General features: G+C 53.7%; 20 protein-coding genes. 16 read left to right on the top strand and 4 right to left on the bottom strand.

The genetic code is table 11. The features are described from left to right. The first annotated feature begins 79 nt into the window (after nt 1–79). The 4 genes from RHM61_RS09285 (at nt 80) to RHM61_RS09300 (ending at nt 3,528) form a co-directional block, all read left to right on the top strand. Entirely contained in the window at nt 80–1,144 is a 1,065-nt protein-coding gene (locus tag RHM61_RS09285) for a porin (protein WP_322250830.1), read from the top strand. 187 nt (nt 1,145–1,331) lie between these two features. Further along, nucleotides 1,332–1,769 carry a hypothetical protein gene (locus RHM61_RS09290; protein ID WP_322250831.1) on the top strand — a complete coding sequence of 146 codons (438 nt, stop codon included), beginning with the start codon at nt 1,332–1,334 and terminating at the stop codon, nt 1,767–1,769. A 23-nt stretch (nt 1,770–1,792) separates the two neighbouring features. Beyond that, the gene (locus RHM61_RS09295; RefSeq protein WP_322250832.1) at nt 1,793–2,758 is read left to right on the top strand and encodes a homoserine kinase; all 966 of its coding nucleotides are present in this window, start codon (nt 1,793–1,795) and stop codon (nt 2,756–2,758) included. After that, nucleotides 2,755–3,528 (top strand): BPSS1780 family membrane protein, encoded by a 774-nt coding sequence (locus tag RHM61_RS09300; RefSeq protein WP_322250834.1) that lies wholly within the window; start codon nt 2,755–2,757, stop codon nt 3,526–3,528. The genes RHM61_RS09295 and RHM61_RS09300 overlap by 4 nt, the downstream gene beginning before the upstream one ends. Here RHM61_RS09300 and RHM61_RS09305 read toward each other — a convergent pair. Beyond that, nucleotides 3,519–3,974, bottom strand: coding sequence for an OsmC family protein (locus RHM61_RS09305; RefSeq protein ID WP_322250835.1), 456 nt, complete (start codon nt 3,972–3,974; stop codon nt 3,519–3,521). The two genes, RHM61_RS09300 and RHM61_RS09305, sit on opposite strands and share 10 nt — an antisense overlap. Nucleotides 3,975–4,383: 409 nt before the next feature. On the opposite strand from RHM61_RS09305, the gene rplM reads away from it, so the two are divergent. The 11 genes from rplM (at nt 4,384) to RHM61_RS09360 (ending at nt 13,086) form a co-directional block, all read left to right on the top strand. Beyond that, the gene (gene rplM / locus RHM61_RS09310; protein ID WP_322250836.1) at nt 4,384–4,818 is read left to right on the top strand and encodes a 50S ribosomal protein L13; all 435 of its coding nucleotides are present in this window, start codon (nt 4,384–4,386) and stop codon (nt 4,816–4,818) included. Nucleotides 4,819–4,826: 8 nt separating this feature from the next. Next, a complete protein-coding gene (gene rpsI, locus RHM61_RS09315; RefSeq protein WP_110255177.1) occupies nt 4,827–5,219 on the top strand; it encodes a 30S ribosomal protein S9 in 393 nt (130 codons plus the stop codon). A gap of 149 nt (nt 5,220–5,368) precedes the next feature. Next, nucleotides 5,369–6,406 (top strand): N-acetyl-gamma-glutamyl-phosphate reductase, encoded by a 1,038-nt coding sequence (gene argC, locus RHM61_RS09320; protein WP_322250837.1) that lies wholly within the window; start codon nt 5,369–5,371, stop codon nt 6,404–6,406. Between the two features lie 52 nt (nt 6,407–6,458). Next, complete coding sequence (locus RHM61_RS09325; protein WP_322250838.1) at nt 6,459–7,139, top strand: DUF6776 family protein; 681 nt, start codon at nt 6,459–6,461, stop codon at nt 7,137–7,139. Between the two features lie 34 nt (nt 7,140–7,173). Beyond that, complete coding sequence (locus RHM61_RS09330) at nt 7,174–7,566, top strand: polymer-forming cytoskeletal protein (protein WP_322250839.1); 393 nt, start codon at nt 7,174–7,176, stop codon at nt 7,564–7,566. Nucleotides 7,567–7,659: 93 nt separating this feature from the next. Continuing rightward, entirely contained in the window at nt 7,660–8,022 is a 363-nt protein-coding gene (gene erpA / locus RHM61_RS09335; protein ID WP_322250840.1) for an iron-sulfur cluster insertion protein ErpA, read from the top strand. A gap of 154 nt (nt 8,023–8,176) precedes the next feature. Continuing rightward, nucleotides 8,177–9,661 carry an FAD-linked oxidase C-terminal domain-containing protein gene (locus RHM61_RS09340; RefSeq protein ID WP_322250841.1) on the top strand — a complete coding sequence of 495 codons (1,485 nt, stop codon included), beginning with the start codon at nt 8,177–8,179 and terminating at the stop codon, nt 9,659–9,661. Between the two features lie 79 nt (nt 9,662–9,740). Further along, a complete protein-coding gene (glcE, locus tag RHM61_RS09345; RefSeq protein ID WP_322250842.1) occupies nt 9,741–10,805 on the top strand; it encodes a glycolate oxidase subunit GlcE in 1,065 nt (354 codons plus the stop codon). Between the two features lie 6 nt (nt 10,806–10,811). Then, a complete protein-coding gene (glcF, locus tag RHM61_RS09350; protein ID WP_322250843.1) occupies nt 10,812–12,035 on the top strand; it encodes a glycolate oxidase subunit GlcF in 1,224 nt (407 codons plus the stop codon). Continuing rightward, on the top strand, nt 12,032–12,364 hold the full coding sequence (locus RHM61_RS09355; RefSeq protein WP_322250844.1) for a CidA/LrgA family protein: 333 nt from the start codon (nt 12,032–12,034) through the stop codon (nt 12,362–12,364). The genes glcF and RHM61_RS09355 overlap by 4 nt, the downstream gene beginning before the upstream one ends. Continuing rightward, nucleotides 12,361–13,086: an LrgB family protein gene (locus RHM61_RS09360; protein ID WP_322250845.1), complete on the top strand. Its 726-nt coding sequence runs from the start codon at nt 12,361–12,363 to the stop codon at nt 13,084–13,086. Before RHM61_RS09355 ends, RHM61_RS09360 begins: the two co-directional genes overlap by 4 nt. A gap of 2 nt (nt 13,087–13,088) precedes the next feature. Here the strand turns inward: RHM61_RS09360 and RHM61_RS09365 are convergent, their stop codons facing one another. From RHM61_RS09365 to RHM61_RS09375, 3 genes are read right to left on the bottom strand one after another with little or no spacing between them, the layout of a single operon-like run. After that, complete coding sequence (locus RHM61_RS09365) at nt 13,089–13,574, bottom strand: glutathione peroxidase (RefSeq protein ID WP_322250847.1); 486 nt, start codon at nt 13,572–13,574, stop codon at nt 13,089–13,091. A 2-nt stretch (nt 13,575–13,576) separates the two neighbouring features. After that, nucleotides 13,577–14,713, bottom strand: a complete 1,137-nt coding sequence (locus RHM61_RS09370) for a PilT/PilU family type 4a pilus ATPase (protein ID WP_322250848.1) — start codon at nt 14,711–14,713, stop codon at nt 13,577–13,579. 22 nt (nt 14,714–14,735) lie between these two features. Beyond that, on the bottom strand, nt 14,736–15,779 hold the full coding sequence (locus RHM61_RS09375; protein WP_322250849.1) for a type IV pilus twitching motility protein PilT: 1,044 nt from the start codon (nt 15,777–15,779) through the stop codon (nt 14,736–14,738). Between the two features lie 95 nt (nt 15,780–15,874). Here RHM61_RS09375 and RHM61_RS09380 point away from each other — a divergent pair, with 95 nt between their 5' ends. Beyond that, complete coding sequence (locus RHM61_RS09380) at nt 15,875–16,609, top strand: YggS family pyridoxal phosphate-dependent enzyme (RefSeq protein WP_322250850.1); 735 nt, start codon at nt 15,875–15,877, stop codon at nt 16,607–16,609. Nucleotides 16,610–16,815: the final 206 nt, after the last annotated feature.

A 16,815-nucleotide genomic window follows, 5' to 3' on the forward strand; every position in this document is an offset into this window, starting at 1 on the left:
TAAACCTGCAATTCAGCTTTTTGCCGCGTTTGTTTTTGTGCTGCAGCAAAATTTAACATTCATTTTTGGATACTAGACAATGAAAAAATCATTCCTCGCACTTGCTCTGATCAGTGCTTTCTCCGGTGCGGCATTCGCGCAATCTTCCGTCACAATCTACGGTATCGCTGATGCTGGCGTTCAAGGTTTGAGCACAGGTTCGGGCAAAGTTTTCTCGCTGCAAAGCGGTCAAGAAAACGGTTCGCGTTTGGGTTTCAAAGGTACTGAAGATCTGGGCAACGGCTTGAAAGCCAACTTCGTACTCGAACAAGGTATCAACATCGACACCGGCGCATCGGGTCAAAGCGCTACGTTCGGTCGTCGTGCTACAGTCGGTCTGTCCAGCGATTTCGGTACAGTCGATCTGGGTCGCGACAAGAGCCCGACTTTCAAATTCTTTGATAACTTCGATCCATTCGCTTCCGGTTTCATCAACAGCGGTAACGGTTTGTCTGGTATCTACACTATCGGTGGCAATGCAACAACAACTGGCGTAACCAGCACTTCACGTGGTCGCGTTACTAACTCGGTTTTCTACGCTACACCAAACACACTGAGCGGTTTCACTGCTCTGGGTCAATATGGTTTCGGCGAAGCCGCTGGTGACAACTCCAATGGCCGTTCCCTTGGCGTCAACCTCGGTTACAAAATCGAAGGTTTGGAACTCGGTTACAGCTACCTGAAAGACAACGCTACTAGCGCAGCATTGGTAACTAACGGCAAAAAAGCCAACACAGTTGCTGCTACTTATGATTTCGGCGTCGCTAAACCAGTCGTTATCTACCAAAAATCGACTGACGATTTGGGTCTGAGCAAAAAGACATACACACTGGGCGTCACAGTTCCAGTGACTACTGCTGGTAAAGTTTTGGCTACTTTCACTAACGTGAAAAACGACACAGCATTCGGTACTAAAGGTGCTACTGTTGGTTCGGCTAAACAATTCGCAGTTGGCTACCAATATGCTTTGTCCAAGCGTACTGATTTGTACACAGCGTATGCTCGTACAAACCAAGATGCTAACTCGGCTGGTTTCGAAGGTCTGAAATCTTCCCTGGGTGCAAACATCAATGAAGTAACTGCTGGCGTTCGTCACCAGTTCTAATTGATGTCAGGCGTAAGCCTGATGCCTGAGCTTGAGTAAAAAAGGAGCGGTCTTCAGACTGCTCCTTTTTTTATGCGTATCGGCGCGCACTCTGATCGATTATTGCTGACCGAGCCGGTGCCGCTTTGTTACAATGTCAGCACCCACTACTATCGTGTACCCCAGCCGGTGCACAAGGACACGCATCATGAAAATTTCCTTCGCTCGTTGCGCCACGCTGCTGTCTGGCTTGTTGTTTGCCATCAGTCTCACCCATGCCCAGACGCCTGCCAAGCCAGCCGCTTTGGCCGTGCCACCGCAGATGGAAAAACTGGAAGAAGGACCGCCGGATTCTGGTCTGTCGGTCGGCAAGCCTGTACCCAAGAACAAGAGCTCGGAAATTCGCGATAATTCCGGCAAAGTCAACGAAGTCAAAGTCGATGCCGGTGCCAGTCATTACACCCTCAAGGCCGATCCCGAAGTCGGCAACGCACCACGCGGTACCGCGCAAGGGCAGGGTAATCGTCCGCCACAATGGACCCTGTTTGAATTCGGCCACAAAAAAGAGAGTAAAGAAGTCGAGCCCTTGCCGGTCTTGCCGTCAGCACCGGAGCAGGCTGCACCTGCGAGTCCTTCCAATAAATAAGTTTTTTTGAATTTGATATCACAATGGCAGTTTTTACCCCAGTGACACTGAGTGATCTCAGTCCGTGGATGGAACAATTTCCACTCGGAAAAGCAACAGCGATCAAGGGCATCGCTTCCGGCATAGAAAACAGTAATTTTTTTATCAGCACCGATGCTGGTGACTATGTCTTGACGATTTTTGAAAATCTCAGTTTTGAACAACTGCCTTTTTATCTTGGTTTGATGCGCCATTTGGCCGCGCATGGCGTGCTGGTGCCGGCACCGGTCGCCAGTGCCGACGGCAGCTTGGTGGTGGCCTTGCTCGGTAAGCCGGCCGCGATCGTCAGTAAGCTGGCAGGCTGTTCGCAAATGTCGCCGCAAGCCAGCCATTGTGCTGAAGTTGGGGCGATGTTGGCGCGCATGCATTTAGCCGGGCAAGATTTCCCTCTGCATCAAGACAATTTGCGCGCGCTCGACTGGTGGCATGCCACCACGCCAAGCGTTTTACCGTTCCTATCCGATGAGCTACAGCACTTATTGCGTGCCGAAGTGCATTTTCAAGATGCCTTCCACAGTACTGCCACTTGGCATGCTTTGCCGCGTGGGCCGGTACATGCCGACTTATTCCGCAATAATGTCATGTTTGACGGTGAGCAACTGACCGGCTTCTTCGATTTTTATTTCGCCGGTTGTGATACTTGGCTGTTTGATGTGGCCGTGACCGTGAATGACTGGTGTATCGATGTGGCCAGCGGCGCACTCGACCCAGTGCGAGTGGCTGCCTTGCTTGAGGCTTATCATCGTGTGCGCCCGTTTACGCTCGATGAAGGCCATGCTTGGCAAGCGATGTTACGGGCGGCGGCGCTGCGGTTCTGGCTCTCGCGTCTGTATGATTACTATCAGCCGCGTGATGCGGAAATGCTCACGCCGCACGATCCGGCGCATTTTGAGCGCATTTTACGGCTGCGCGAAGCGCTGCCGGTGCACGCCTTGCCGGGCACGGTATGACGCCGGCCGTTCCGGTATCGGGGTGGGCTTGGGTGAAGCGCGGCTTTGCACTGTTTCGGCGCCAGCCGGCGGAATTGCTGACACTGTTTTTTGCCTATATGTTTATGAATATGGCCATCGGTCTGATTCCAGTGCTCGGCCAAATTTTGCCGTTCATCCTCATTCCGGTGTTTGCGATGAGTTTCATGGAAGCCTGTGAATGCATAGAGCGCGAGGAAAAAGTCAGCCCTAAGCTGTTGCTGGTGGCGTTTCGTGCACCGGCCCTGCGGCGCTTGCTGGCGCTCGGCGTGTTGTATCTGCCGGCCATTGCCGCGGCGATTTTTATTTCCAGCTGGTTTGATGGCGGCGCACTGTATGAGTTTTTGACCAGTACCGAAGCGTTTGATCCTAAGGATTTGCCAGCTGATCGTTTGTTTTCCGGCATGCTTGCGGCCGCCTTGGCCTATGTGCCGGCCTTGATGGCATTTTGGTTTGCGGCCCCGCTGATCATGTGGAAAAACATGTCGGTCGGTAAAGCCTTGTTTTACAGCTTCTTTTCAGTTTGGCGTGCCGGCAGGACTTTTCTGGCTTTTGCCGGGGTCTGGATGCTCATTGCCGGGATCGTTCCCACCATAGTCAGCGTGATTATCGCCATCATCATCGGTGATCCGCGCTTGGTGGTATTGCTGATGATGCCGGCGTCGGCCTTGCTGACCACGGTCTTGTATTGCTCGTTCTACCCGACTTACCGTGATACCTTCGGTCAGCCGGGTGTCGATACTCACGCCTGAACGGCGTGCTCGGAAGCCAGTTCGAGATCGTCGATGATTTCGAAGCTGTGCGTCATGCTGGCGGTTTTAGCCAGCATGATCGAGGCCGAGCAATACTTCTCATGCGATAACTTGATCGCACGCTCGACCATCGCCGGTTTCAATTGCCGTCCGCGCACGGTGAAGTGAAAGTGCACGGTGGTAAATACCTTGGGTTCGGTGCTGGCGCGCTCTGCCGTCAACTTGACGTCGCAAGCACGGACGTCCTGCTTGCCCTTGCGTAAAATCAGCACCACATCATAGGCGCTGCAGCCACCAGTGCCGAGCAATACCATTTCCATTGGCCGTGGTGCCAGATTATGACCACCACCTTCCGGTGCGCCATCCATCAAGACGGCGTGGCCGGAGCCGGTTTGCGCTAAAAATGCCATGCCACCGGTGCCGGTCCAGCTGACTGTTGCTTCCATCGTGTACTCTTTCTGTTCGTGGTGAATGATGCAAAATTGTACTGCATTCGAGCCTTGTTGGAATATTGCCGCATAGCCCGCCGTTTACCTTGCACTGCACCATTTCTTGTCCTATTATTGACTCGTCGGTCATCAGTACCTCAGCAGCGCTGAAGTGCTGCACATGCCCAAGCAATTGTCTCCTCCACCTACCCCTTTGGTGGATTCAACCCGCAGCCAAGCGCTGCGGGTTTTTTTTAACTGAAACGGCATTTCTGCTTAAATTTTAAACAGTTCTTGCGCTCAGTCTTAGAAAATACTATAATTTCCGATTCTCGATTTGCCCGAGCGAGAAGTTGACAAGGGAGAGTCTGCCGTCACATTGGCAGAACCACCGCATTAGGGCATATTTAACTTTTTAGGATTCAACATGAAAACCTTTTCCGCTAAGGGCCATGAGGTTCAGCGCGACTGGTTCGTGATTGACGCGACAGATAAAGTACTCGGACGTGTTGCCAGCGAAGTGGCACTCCGTTTACGCGGCAAACATAAACCGGAATTTACTCCTCACGTCGACACGGGCGATTTCATCGTCGTTGTCAATGCAGGTAAACTGCGCGTGACAGGCACGAAAGCTCTGAACAAAACATACTACCGTCACACTGGTTATCCAGGCGGTATCTATGAAACAAATTTTACGAAAATGCAACAGCGTTTTCCAGGTCGTGCACTCGAGAAGGCAGTTAAAGGCATGTTGCCTAAAGGCCCACTCGGTTATGCAATGATCAAGAAGCTGAAAGTGTACGCAGATGCAACACATCCGCATGCAGCTCAGCAACCACAAGTACTCGTACTCGACATCTAAGGATAGCCATGATCGGTAATTACAACTACGGAACTGGTCGTCGCAAGAGCGCAGTTGCTCGCGTATTCCTGAAATCCGGCAGCGGCAAGATCGTTGTGAACGGTAAGCCAGCAAACGAATATTTCTCGCGTGAAACAGGTTTGATGGTTATCCGTCAACCACTGGAATTGACTAATAATCTCGAAACATTCGATATCATGGTCAATGTTCACGGCGGCGGCGAATCCGGTCAATCCGGTGCAGTTCGTCACGGTATCACTCGTGCTCTGATCGACTACGATGCAGCATTGAAACCTGAGCTGTCGAAAGCCGGCTTCGTGACTCGTGATGCACGTGAAGTTGAACGTAAAAAAGTTGGTCTGCGCAAAGCTCGTCGCGCAAAACAATTCTCCAAGCGTTAATTTTTTCGCTGGAAATTGGCTCGCAAAAAGCCGTCCGAACTTGGTTCGGACGGCTTTTTTACTTCTTGATCAGGCTTGCTGCGTGTTAGTGAGAATCCGTAGTGAGTCTGCTGGTAGAATAGTGAAAAATTTCTTGCAAGGAAAATTAAATGATTAAAGTTGGTATCGTTGGCGGCACCGGTTACACCGGCGTTGAATTGCTGCGTTTGTTGTCTACTCACCCCGAGGTCGAATTGACCGCGATTACTTCGCGGAAAGAAGATGGCTTGCCGGTTGCAGAGATGTATCCCTCGCTGCGTGGCCGCGTCAAGCTGGCCTTTTCGGCACCGGAAAAAGCCGATCTGCTCGGCTGTGATGTGGTATTTTTTGCCACCCCGCATGGCGTGGCAATGGCTCAGGCGCGCGAATTACTCGCCGCCGGCGTCAAAGTCATCGATCTGGCGGCCGACTTCCGTATGCAGGATGTGGCGCAGTTTGAAAAATGGTATGGCATCCCGCATAGCTGTACCGATGTGTTGAAGCAAGCTGTGTATGGCTTGCCTGAGCTCAATCGTGCTGCAATCAAGACGGCCAAGGTCATCGGCAACCCCGGTTGTTATCCAACGACGATGCAACTCGGTTATCACCCCTTGCTGAAAGCCGGTGTCATCGATGCCGCCAGTTTGATTGCCGATTGTAAATCGGGCGTCTCGGGTGCCGGCCGTAAAGCCGAGATCGGCATCTTGTTTTCCGAAACCAGCGATAGCTTCAAGGCGTATGCCGTGTCTGGTCATCGCCACACGCCTGAAACGGTGGAGCAATTGCAGCGCATGAGTGCCGACAAGGTGGAACTGCTGTTCACGCCGCATTTGGTGCCAATGATACGCGGCATGCATTCGACGCTGTATGCGCGTTTGAAGCAAGAAATCAGCAACGAAGCTTTGCAAGCTCTGTTTGAGCAAGCCTACCAAGACGAGCCCTTTGTCGATGTGATGCCGTTTGGCTCGCATCCTGACACCCGTTCGACGCGGGCCTCGAATATGTTGCGCATCGCCATACATCGGCCGAATAACGGCAATACCGTGGTGGTCTTGGTGGTGCAAGATAATCTGGTCAAAGGTGCATCAGGGCAAGCTGTGCAGTGTATGAATTTGATGTTCGGTCTCGATGAAACTTGCGGTTTGTTGCATGTTCCAGTCTTACCTTAACTGACACATGGCGAAACCCCGATTTTGGCAGCGGCGCCAACTGGCGTCCAAAATGACCATCTCGCATCAACAGCCGTGGCATATCAAATTGATGTTGTCGGCGCTGGTGATCGGGGTCGCTGCGGCGGTGGCTTGGTGGACTTATGACATGGGCCGTAGTTTTGCGTTCGGTCCGCAGATTCAGCCAGATCAGGTGCAAGCCTTGCAAGCTGAATTGAGCGAATTACGCCTTGAGCGCGATAAATTATCGCTCAGTGCCAATACTATCGAGAGCAAACTCAATATCGATCACTCGATGCAAAAGGAATTGGCTGAGCAAGTCAAAACCCTGATGATGGAAAATCAAAAGTTGAAGGATGATTTGGCGTTTTTTGAAGGCTTGATTCCTGCGGTCAATGGTTCTGAGGGGGTGGCGGTGCAAAATCTGAAGGTCGAAATGCAAGCGCCGGGCCAATTACGTTATCGTGCTTTGGTGATGCAAGGTGTCAAAAACCCACACGATTTCAATGGCGAGTTGCAACTTTCCCTGAGTTTGGTACAAGCCGGGAAAGCTGTTACGATGCAGTTTCCCGATCCGAAGTCAGGCGAGGCAGGAAAATTGAAATTATCTTTCAAACATTACCAGCGACTCGAAGGGGTAATTACCCTTCCCGATGGGGCGATTGCCAAGACTGTACAAGTCAAAGTGCTCGATCGTGGGCAAATTCGCGCCCAGCAAGCGGTTAATTTATAAATTCGGGGCGCTGGTTCCCGAAAAGGAAAATCTCATGTTCAACCGTAAAGTTAAAAATACCATAGACAGTTTGATCGGTACCACCACCCGTATCGAGGGCGATTTGCATTTCAAGGGTGGCTTGCGCATCGATGGCCATATTTGTGGCAATGTCATTGCCGATACCGAAGCTTCGAGCATGCTGATCATTTCTGAGCAGGCGGTCATCGATGGCGAAGTCCGCGCCGCGCATGTGGTGGTCAATGGTGCCATCAATGGCCCGGTGTTTTCCACCGAATTATTAGAGTTGCAAGCCAAAGCGCGGATTTCCGGCGATGTGCACTACAAAACACTGGAAATGCTCAGCGGTGCGCTGGTCACGGGTAAGCTGACCCATGAAGTCGCGCAAGAACAAGTGTTGTTCAAGCTGGCGTCGTCGAATGGCTAAGCTTTCCAGTATTGCTGGTCCGCATTGATCGACAGCGGCATAGTTTTGCCAGCAGGTTTATAATAGGCTGATCTTAGATTGAAGGAGTGTGAAATGAACGCTGTTGCCGACGCTGTTGCAGAATTACCTACCCCCATCGTATTTACCGAAAGTGCTGCTTCGAAAGTGGCGCAATTGATAGAAGAAGAGGGCAATCCTGAGCTCAAACTGCGCGTCTTCGTACAAGGCGGCGGTTGTTCCGGGTTTCAGTATGGTTTCACCTTCGATGAAATCACCAATGAAGACGACACCACCATGACCAAAAACGGCGTGCATCTGTTGATCGATGCGATGAGCTACCAGTACTTGGTTGGTGCCGAGATCGATTACAAAGATGACCTCGAAGGCGCACAGTTCGTGATCAAGAATCCGAATGCCAGCACCACTTGTGGCTGCGGTTCTTCGTTCTCGGTGTAAGTTGTCGTAACTTGCTGCGAGCATGAAAAAAATGGGACGCTCAGGCGTCCTTTTTTTATGTCTTGAAAACAATTCAGTGATGTTGCCCAAACTATTCATCCTCAAAACCAGCAAAGCTCATTACACTGAGTCATAAAAATCAATAAGGACCAGCATGGAGCAGATCAGTTCAGGGATTGATGCAGCACGGCAGACGCAGATTGCGCAGGCACTGCGCGAAATCATGCCGGCACATTGCGTGTTGCACAAGGAAAGTGATACCCGGCCCTACGAATGCGATGGCTTGGCGGCGTTTCGTCAGTTGCCGATGATCGTATGCTTGCCTGAAAATGAAGCGCAGATCATCGCCGTCATGGCAGTGTGCCGGCGCTTCAAGGTACCGGTGGTACCACGTGGGGCCGGTACCGGTTTGTCGGGCGGTGCCTTGCCTTTGGCTGACGGCATCGTGCTCTCCACCGCCAAGCTCAATCAAATCATCAAGGTCGATGCTTATGCCAGAACTGCGGTGGTGCAGCCGGGTGTGCGCAACCTGGCCATCTCGGAAGCGGTGGCGGCGCTCGACCTGTATTACGCGCCCGATCCCTCGTCGCAAATCGCCTGCACCATAGGTGGGAATGTCGCGGAGAATTCCGGCGGCGTGCATTGTTTGAAGTATGGCCTGACCGTGCACAATGTGCTGCAGGTACGCGTCGTGACTATCGAGGGTGAGGTGATCGAACTCGGCAGTGGCGCGCTCGATGCGCCCGGTCTTGATTTGTTGGCCGTGTTCGTTGGCTCCGAGGGCATGCTTGGCATCGTCACGCAAGTGACGGTACGCTTGATTCCAAAACCACAGGTAGCGCGCGTGATCATGGCCTCGTTTGACGATATCGTCAAAGGCGGCAATGCGGTGGCTAATGTGATCGCGGCCGGCATCATTCCGGCTGGATTGGAAATGATGGACCAGACTTCCTCGCGCATGGTCGAGCCGTTTGTCAAAGCCGGTTATGACGTCGATGCCGCCGCGATTTTGTTGTGCGAATCGGATGGCACCGTCGAAGAAGTCGAGGAAGAAATCGGCCGGATGACGGCGGTGCTGGAAACTGCCGGCGCGACGGCGATACAGGTGTCACAAAGCGAAGCTGAGCGCTTGCGCTTTTGGTCGGGGCGGAAAAATGCGTTTCCGGCGGCCGGCCGTATTTCGCCCGATTATTACTGCATGGATGGCACGATTCCGCGCAAACGCTTGGCGCAAGTATTGACTGGTATTTCGGCGATGGAACAGAAGTATGGTCTGCGTTGTGCCAATGTTTTTCATGCAGGCGACGGTAATCTGCATCCGCTCATCATGTTTGATGCCAACTTGGCCGGTGAATTCGAACGGGCCGAAGCTTTCGGTGCTGAAATTCTCGAGCTGTGTGTCGAAGTCGGTGGCACCATCACCGGCGAGCACGGTGTTGGCATAGAAAAGATCAATTCGATGTGCGTGCAGTTTTCACGCGCCGAGCTCGATGCTTTCTTTGCTGTCAAACGGGCCTTCGACACGCATTTCCTGCTCAATCCCGACAAGGCGATTCCGACCCTGCACCGGTGTGCCGAATATGGTCGTATGCATGTTCGGAACGGGCAGTTGAAGTTCCCGGATTTACCGCGTTTTTGACACGCTACACAAGCGCGCGTAGTTTCAGTATGACCTCAGGCCCACAGTGGGCATGGCTAGATTTCTCTTGGATACGGCAATGAATACGATCTTACAACAATTCCGCGCGCGCATCGTGGCCGCCGCCGCCGCTGGCGAGGCGCTGCAAATTCGCGGTGGTGGCAGCAAACACTGGTATGGCCAGACGCCGGTCGGGAATGTGCTCGACACCCGGCCCTATGCCGGCATTTTGGCTTATGACCCGACCGAATTGGTGCTGACCGCCAGAGCGGGCACGCCGCTGGCGGAGATCGAGGCGGTGCTGGCGCAAGAGAATCAAATGTTGGCGTTTGAACCGCCCCATTTTGGTTCGACGGCGACCTTGGGTGGCATGCTGGCCAGCGGTCTCTCCGGACCGCGGCGGCCGTATGTCGGCGCGCTGCGCGACTTCATTCTCGGTGTCAGCGTGATGGATGGGCGCGGCGAGATGCTGGAATTCGGCGGCCAGGTAATGAAAAATGTCGCCGGTTATGATGTCTCGCGTTTGATGGCCGGCGCGCTCGGTAGCCTCGGTCTGGTGCTCAATGTGTCGGTCAAGGTGTTACCGCGCCCATTTGATGAACTGACCTTGGTGTTCGCCTTGTCGGAAGCCGATGCCTTGCGCAAGATGAATCAATGGGCCGGGCTGGCTTTGCCGATTTCTGCCAGCAGTTGGCAAGTCGGGCGCTTGATGTTGCGCTTGTCGGGCGCGCGCGCGGCGGTACAAGCGGCCAGACAAAAACTCGGCGGCGAAGTTTTGCATGAGGGGGTGGCTTGGTGGGCTGGCTTGACCGAGCAAACTCATGATTTTTTTGCGCAGGATGAAGAGCATGGCTTATGGCGTTTGTCGTTGCCATCGACGGCCGCCGCATTGACGCTGACCGGGAAAACTTTGATCGAGTGGGGCGGGGCACAGCGTTGGCTGTTTTCCGATGAACCGGCTGCGGCTATCCGCGCGGCGGCGACGGCGGCTGGCGGTCATGCGACTCTGTTTCGCGGCGGTGATAAAGCGCTCGGCGTATTTACTCCCTTGGCGGCACCGTTGGCGCGTATCCATGCGGATCTCAAGCAGTCCTTCGATCCTGCGCATATCTTCAATCCCGGCCGTATGTACAAGGATTATTAATTCATTATGCAAACCAATCTCGCTGATTTCATCAAACACACCCGTGCCGGCGCAGAGGCCGATGAAATTTTACGCAAATGCGTACACTGCGGCTTTTGTAATGCCACTTGCCCGACCTATCAATTACTCGGTGACGAGCTCGATGGCCCACGCGGGCGCATTTACCAAATCAAGCAAGTCTTGGAAGGTACGCCGGCGACGCTGGGTACGCAATTGCATCTCGATCGTTGCCTGACTTGCCGCAATTGTGAAACCACCTGCCCATCGGGCGTGCAGTACAGCCGTTTGCTCGATATCGGCCGCGCCGTGGTGGAACAGCAGATTGGCCGCAGCCCGGGGCAACGATTGCTGCGTGCCGGTTTGCAGGCAGTGTTGCCGCGGCCAGCCATCTTTGGCCCGCTGCTGCGCACTGGACAAGCGCTGCGCGGCTTGCTGCCACAAGCCTTGAAAAACAAACTGCCGGCCAAGCAGGATGCCGGTGTCTGGCCGCGTGTTACGCATGCGCGCAAAATGCTGCTGCTCGATGGCTGCGTACAGCCAGCCATGGCACCGAACATCAATTTTGCCACCGCCCGGGTGTTGTCACATCTCGGTATAGAATTGCAACGGGCACCGAAAGCCGGCTGCTGCGGCGCGCTGCGCCACCACCTCAATGAGCAAGAGGCGGCCTTGCAGGATATGCGTAACAATATCGATGCCTGGTGGCCCTTGGTCGAAGCCGGTGCCGAAGCCATCGTCATGACCGCTTCGGGTTGCGGCGTCACGGTCAAAGAGTATGGCCATTTGCTTGCGCATGACCCGGTCTATGCCGATAAAGCGGCGCGAATTGCGCTGTTGACGCGCGATTTATCGGAAATTCTGCCGCAGTTTGAAGCGCAACTGGTGCAGGCGCTGCAGGGTAAAATCAGCGCCCGCGTGGTCTGGCATCCGCCTTGCACGCTACAGCATGGACAGCAAATCCGCGGTAAGGTCGAAGGCTTGCTCAAAGCGATAGGGGTCGATGTACGTCTGTGCGCAGACAGCCATTTGTGCTGCGGCTCGGCCGGCACCTATTCGGTATTGCAGCCGAAGTTATCGTATCAATTGCGTGACAATAAACTCAAGAATCTGTTGGCCAGCCAACCCGATGTGATCGTTTCGGCCAACATCGGTTGTCTCACGCATTTACAGTCCGGTACCGCGACGCCGGTACGGCATTGGGTAGAGTTGATCGATCAGGTCTTGTCATGATACGGACCTTTTCGGTACTGCTGATTTTTCAGTGCCTCGGTGAAGGCTTGGTGTATTTGTTCGGCTGGCCGGTGCCGGGGCCGGTGATCGGCATGCTGCTGCTGTTTTGTTATTTGTTGTGGCAAAAACAGGAAGCGGCACGGCTGGCACCGGGCGTGCAGGAATTACTGCGACATTTATCCTTGTTATTCATTCCGGCCGGGGTAGGCATCATGGTGCATGGAAAAATGGTGCTAGACCAATGGTTGCCGCTGACGGCCGCACTGGTCATCAGTACTGCGATTTCCATCGTGGTGACAGCGTGCTGCGTGCGGTATTGGCAAAAATGAGCAATCGTCTCGCCGAAGTCTGGGTGTATCTGGCGGCCTCGCCCTTGTTGGGCCTGACCGCCACCCTGCTGGCCTATCAATTCGCTTATGCGTTGTACACGCGTGCCAAATTCAGCCCTTTGGCGAATCCGGTGGCGATCTCGGTGGCGCTGCTGGTGATCGTGCTGCTGGCTACTGGGGTGTCGTATCAAACTTATTTTGCCGGTGCCCAGTTCGTGCACTTCTTGTTAGGGCCGGCGACGGTCGCGCTGGCGCTACCCTTGTATCAACAACTCGATAAATTGCGGCGGCAATGGCGCGCGTTTTTGGCCGGTGCGCTGCTCGGCAGTGCTTCGGCCATCGTCTCGGCCATGCTGATTGCCAAGGCGCTCGGCGCTTCGCAGGTGACGGTCTTGTCCTTGGCGGCGAAGTCGGTGACCATGGCTATCGCCATGGGCATTACTGAAAAAATCGGCGGTTTGCCATCTTTGACGGCGGCACTGGTGATGTTGACCGGTATACTCGGTGCCATGATGGCGGCTTCCATACTCGACCGCTTACATATTCGCGACGCCAGCGTGCGCGGCTTTGCGCTCGGTGTGGCGGCCCATGGCATCGGTACTGCCAGGGCCTTCCAAATCAGTGATGAAATGGGTGCCTTCGCCGGCTTGGCGATGGGCTTGTCGGGTTTGCTGACGGCCTTGGTATTGCCGGTGCTATTGCGTGTTTTTGCAGTGATTTGAGCTCAGCGCGCCAGCAATAACTTCACATCAGCGATCAGATCAGCCGGTGCAGTTTGCGGGGCGTAGCGGCGAAATACGCTGCCGTCTTTCGCGATCAGAAATTTCGTGAAATTCCATTTGATCGCTTGGCTGCCGAGCAGGCCAGGTGCCGCGGCTTTGAGATGGCGGTACAGCGGATGGGCGGCTGCACCGTTGACATCGATTTTCTCAAACAGCGGGAAACTGACGCCATAATTTTTTTCGCAAAAACTGCCGATTTCAGCGGCCGTGCCCGGTTCCTGGTGGCCGAACTGATTGCATGGGAAACCGAGGACTGTGACACCGTGATCCTTGAATTCCTGATAGACGGCTTCGAGGCCTTGATATTGCGGCGTGAAACCGCACTTACTGGCGGTATTGACGACCAATACGACTTGTCCCAGATACTGCTGGAGGTCGACGTCTTGACCGCTTAAATTGTTAACATGGAAATCGAGTGCATGGCTCATGATCAGAGTATCCCTAAATGGTGAGTGCCGGCGCTGAGGTCACGGTCTTTGGAGTCTTTACCTTGCAACATGATGGCCAAGCGCAGTTCATTGACGGAATCGGCGTTGCGCAGGGCATCTTCATAAGTGATTTTGTCGGCTTCATGCAAATCGAACAAAGCTTGATCGAAGGTTTGCATACCGAGTTCGCGCGACTTCTTCATGATTTCTTTCATTTCATGAACTTGGCCTTTGAAAATCATGTCAGAAATTAAAGGCGTATTGAGCAGTACTTCGACCGCAGCGATGCGGCCTTTGCGGCCTTTGACCGGAATCAAGCGTTGCGAAATCACGGCCTTGAGGTTGAGCGACAAGTCCATCAGCAATTGTGCGCGGCGTTCTTCCGGGAAAAAGTTGATGATACGGTCGAGCGCTTGATTCGAGCTGTTGGCATGTAGGGTGGCTAAACACAAGTGCCCGGTTTCGGCAAAGGCGACGGCAAAATCCATGGTTTCGCGGTCGCGAATTTCACCAATCTGTATCACGTCGGGCGCTTGTCGCAGAGAATTTTTCAGTGCCGAGCCCCAGTCTGCGGTGTCGATGCCGACTTCGCGCTGCGTGACGATGCAATTGCCGTGTGGATGCACATATTCGATAGGATCTTCAATCGTGATGATGTGGCCATAGCTGTTTTCATTGCGATAGCCAAGCATGGCCGCCAGCGTGGTCGATTTGCCGGAGCCGGTGGCACCGACCATGATCACCAAGCCGCGCTTGGTCAGCGAGACTTCTTTCAATTGTTCCGGTAAGCCGAGATCGGCTAACTTGGGAATGGCGGTGGTGATGGTGCGCAAGACCAAACCGACCCGGCCCTGTTGCATGAAGGCAGACACCCGAAAGCGTCCCATCCCGGCCGGGTTGATCGCAAAATTACATTCCTTGCTCGATTCGAATTCCGAGGCTTGCTTGTCATTCATGATCGCGCGTGCCAAATCGACCGTGTGCGCGGCCGTCAGCGGCTGATTCGATACCGGTGTGACGCGGCCATCGATCTTGAAAGCCGGCGGGAATTCGGCGGTGATGAATAAATCTGATCCGTTTTTGCTCAGCATCAGTCTGAGCAAGTCATTCATGAATTTGGTAGCCTGATCGCGTTCCATCGTATGCGGGTCCTGTTTGGGTTTAGCCGGGGAAGTTGTCCGGGATTTTCGCCGCGGCGCGTGCCGTGGCGACAGAAATCACATTGCGTCGTACCAGATCGGTCAGATTCTGGTCCAGCGTTTGCATGCCCAGATTACTGCCGGTTTGGATGGCTGAGTACATCTGAGCGATTTTTGATTCGCGTATCAAATTCCGAATCGCCGGTGAGCCAAGCATGATTTCATGGGCGGCGACGCGACCGGAGCCGTCTTTGGTTTTGAGCAGAGTTTGTGAAATCACCGCTTGCAGCGACTCTGACAGCATAGAACGGACCATTTCTTTTTCTTCGGCCGGAAACACGTCGACGATACGGTCGATGGTTTTGGCGGCAGACGAAGTATGCAGGGTGCCGAACACCAGATGGCCGGTTTCGGCCGCCGTCAATGCCAAGCGTATGGTTTCGAGATCGCGCAACTCGCCGACCAGAATGGCATCGGGATCTTCGCGCAAGGCCGAACGCAGCGCATTATTGAACGACATCGTGTGTGGCCCGACTTCGCGCTGGTTGATCAGACATTTTTTCGATTCGTGCACGAATTCGATAGGATCTTCTACCGTCAGAATGTGGCCGTATTCATTTTCATTGAGGTGATTGACCATGGCCGCGAGCGTGGTTGATTTGCCCGAGCCGGTAGGGCCTGTCACCAAAACCAAACCGCGCGGTTTGAGCGCGAGATCGCCGAAAATACGCGGGGCATTGAGTTGCTCAAGTGAGAGAATTTTGGATGGAATCGTGCGCATGACGGCCGCCGCACCACGTTCCTGGTTGAAGGCATTGACGCGAAAGCGCGCCAGTCCAGGAATGGAAAACGAGAAATCGCATTCCAGCGTTTCTTCGTAAGCCTTACGCTGGGAATCATTCATGATGTCATAAATGAGTTCATGCACATCTTTATGTTCCAGCGGCGGCAAATTAATCCGTCGCACATCGCCATGTACCCGTATCATCGGCGGTAAGCCGGAAGATAAGTGCAGATCGGAGGCATTATTCTTGACAGAGAATGCCAGCAGTTCAGAAATGTCCATTTATAATTCCGGTAAAGAGTGCAGTGCGTCGTCGCTGGAACAGCGCCGATGGCAGCGAGGTCAATGATGCATGTAGATACAAGAGTCCCCCGATTATGTCCTTAATTTCTGACAACTTGCAAGCCGTACTTGCTGATATTCAATACGTTGAGCGACAAGCCGAGCGCGAGCCCGGTCAAGTCCGCTTGTTGGCCGTATCGAAAACTTTCGGCACAGATGCCGTACTGGCTGCGGCGCAAGCCGGGCAGCTCGCATTCGGCGAAAATTATTTGCAGGAAGCATTAGATAAAATCACGGCAGTGCGTGAGATGGCACCGCAATTGGCGTTGGAATGGCATTTTATCGGGCCGATACAAAGCAATAAAACCAAACCGATAGCTGAAAATTTTTCTTGGGTGCATTCTGTCGATCGCGCTAAGATTGCCGAGCGTTTGTCAGCACAGCGACCAAGCGATCTGCCAGCATTGAATATTTGTATACAAGTGAATATCAGCGCAGAAGCGAGTAAAAGTGGTGTTTTGCCGGAGCAAGCACTCGCATTGGCGCAAGAAATAGCCGCTCTGCCACATTTACGTTTGCGCGGTTTGATGGCCGTGCCAGCCGCGAGCAATGATATGGAACAACAACGCGCCGCGTTTCGTCAACTGCGCGCCTTGAGCGACACAATACGCCAGCACGGCATCGCCCTCGATACTTTGTCGATGGGAATGAGTGCCGATTTAGCAGCGGCGATCTGGGAAGGCAGCACGATGGTACGTATCGGTACAGCAATTTTTGGGAGCAGACAGTGTCAATTACCCCGGCCTCAAGAGGCTGTCGCAAAAGCCTGATGGACGTTTTTTACACCTGAAACACCGCATACCTCGTCATTCCCGCATGCTTTTGGCGGGAACCCAGCGTCGTTTTTTACACTGAAAATGCCACAATTTCTGGCATTTTCAGTTAAGCACGAACGCCGCTGGGTTCCTGCCAAAAGCGCGCAGGAATGACGTGGCCACCAGTCAGGGTAATGATACCGACTCACTACGCTTTTGCG

The sequence above is a fragment of the Undibacterium sp. CCC3.4 genome (assembly GCF_034347425.1).
Lineage (GTDB): Bacteria > Pseudomonadota > Gammaproteobacteria > Burkholderiales > Burkholderiaceae_D > Undibacterium.

Coding starts and splice junctions, on each gene's coding strand:
- RHM61_RS09285 (WP_322250830.1), top strand. CDS start 80: ATGAAAAAATCATTCCTCGCACTTGCTCTGATCAGTGCTTTCTCCGGT.
- RHM61_RS09290 (WP_322250831.1), top strand. CDS start 1,332: ATGAAAATTTCCTTCGCTCGTTGCGCCACGCTGCTGTCTGGCTTGTTG.
- RHM61_RS09295 (WP_322250832.1), top strand. CDS start 1,793: ATGGCAGTTTTTACCCCAGTGACACTGAGTGATCTCAGTCCGTGGATG.
- RHM61_RS09300 (WP_322250834.1), top strand. CDS start 2,755: ATGACGCCGGCCGTTCCGGTATCGGGGTGGGCTTGGGTGAAGCGCGGC.
- RHM61_RS09305 (WP_322250835.1), bottom strand. CDS start 3,974: ATGGAAGCAACAGTCAGCTGGACCGGCACCGGTGGCATGGCATTTTTA.
- rplM (WP_322250836.1), top strand. CDS start 4,384: ATGAAAACCTTTTCCGCTAAGGGCCATGAGGTTCAGCGCGACTGGTTC.
- rpsI (WP_110255177.1), top strand. CDS start 4,827: ATGATCGGTAATTACAACTACGGAACTGGTCGTCGCAAGAGCGCAGTT.
- argC (WP_322250837.1), top strand. CDS start 5,369: ATGATTAAAGTTGGTATCGTTGGCGGCACCGGTTACACCGGCGTTGAA.
- RHM61_RS09325 (WP_322250838.1), top strand. CDS start 6,459: ATGACCATCTCGCATCAACAGCCGTGGCATATCAAATTGATGTTGTCG.
- RHM61_RS09330 (WP_322250839.1), top strand. CDS start 7,174: ATGTTCAACCGTAAAGTTAAAAATACCATAGACAGTTTGATCGGTACC.
- erpA (WP_322250840.1), top strand. CDS start 7,660: ATGAACGCTGTTGCCGACGCTGTTGCAGAATTACCTACCCCCATCGTA.
- RHM61_RS09340 (WP_322250841.1), top strand. CDS start 8,177: ATGGAGCAGATCAGTTCAGGGATTGATGCAGCACGGCAGACGCAGATT.
- glcE (WP_322250842.1), top strand. CDS start 9,741: ATGAATACGATCTTACAACAATTCCGCGCGCGCATCGTGGCCGCCGCC.
- glcF (WP_322250843.1), top strand. CDS start 10,812: ATGCAAACCAATCTCGCTGATTTCATCAAACACACCCGTGCCGGCGCA.
- RHM61_RS09355 (WP_322250844.1), top strand. CDS start 12,032: ATGATACGGACCTTTTCGGTACTGCTGATTTTTCAGTGCCTCGGTGAA.
- RHM61_RS09360 (WP_322250845.1), top strand. CDS start 12,361: ATGAGCAATCGTCTCGCCGAAGTCTGGGTGTATCTGGCGGCCTCGCCC.
- RHM61_RS09365 (WP_322250847.1), bottom strand. CDS start 13,574: ATGAGCCATGCACTCGATTTCCATGTTAACAATTTAAGCGGTCAAGAC.
- RHM61_RS09370 (WP_322250848.1), bottom strand. CDS start 14,713: ATGGAACGCGATCAGGCTACCAAATTCATGAATGACTTGCTCAGACTG.
- RHM61_RS09375 (WP_322250849.1), bottom strand. CDS start 15,779: ATGGACATTTCTGAACTGCTGGCATTCTCTGTCAAGAATAATGCCTCC.
- RHM61_RS09380 (WP_322250850.1), top strand. CDS start 15,875: ATGTCCTTAATTTCTGACAACTTGCAAGCCGTACTTGCTGATATTCAA.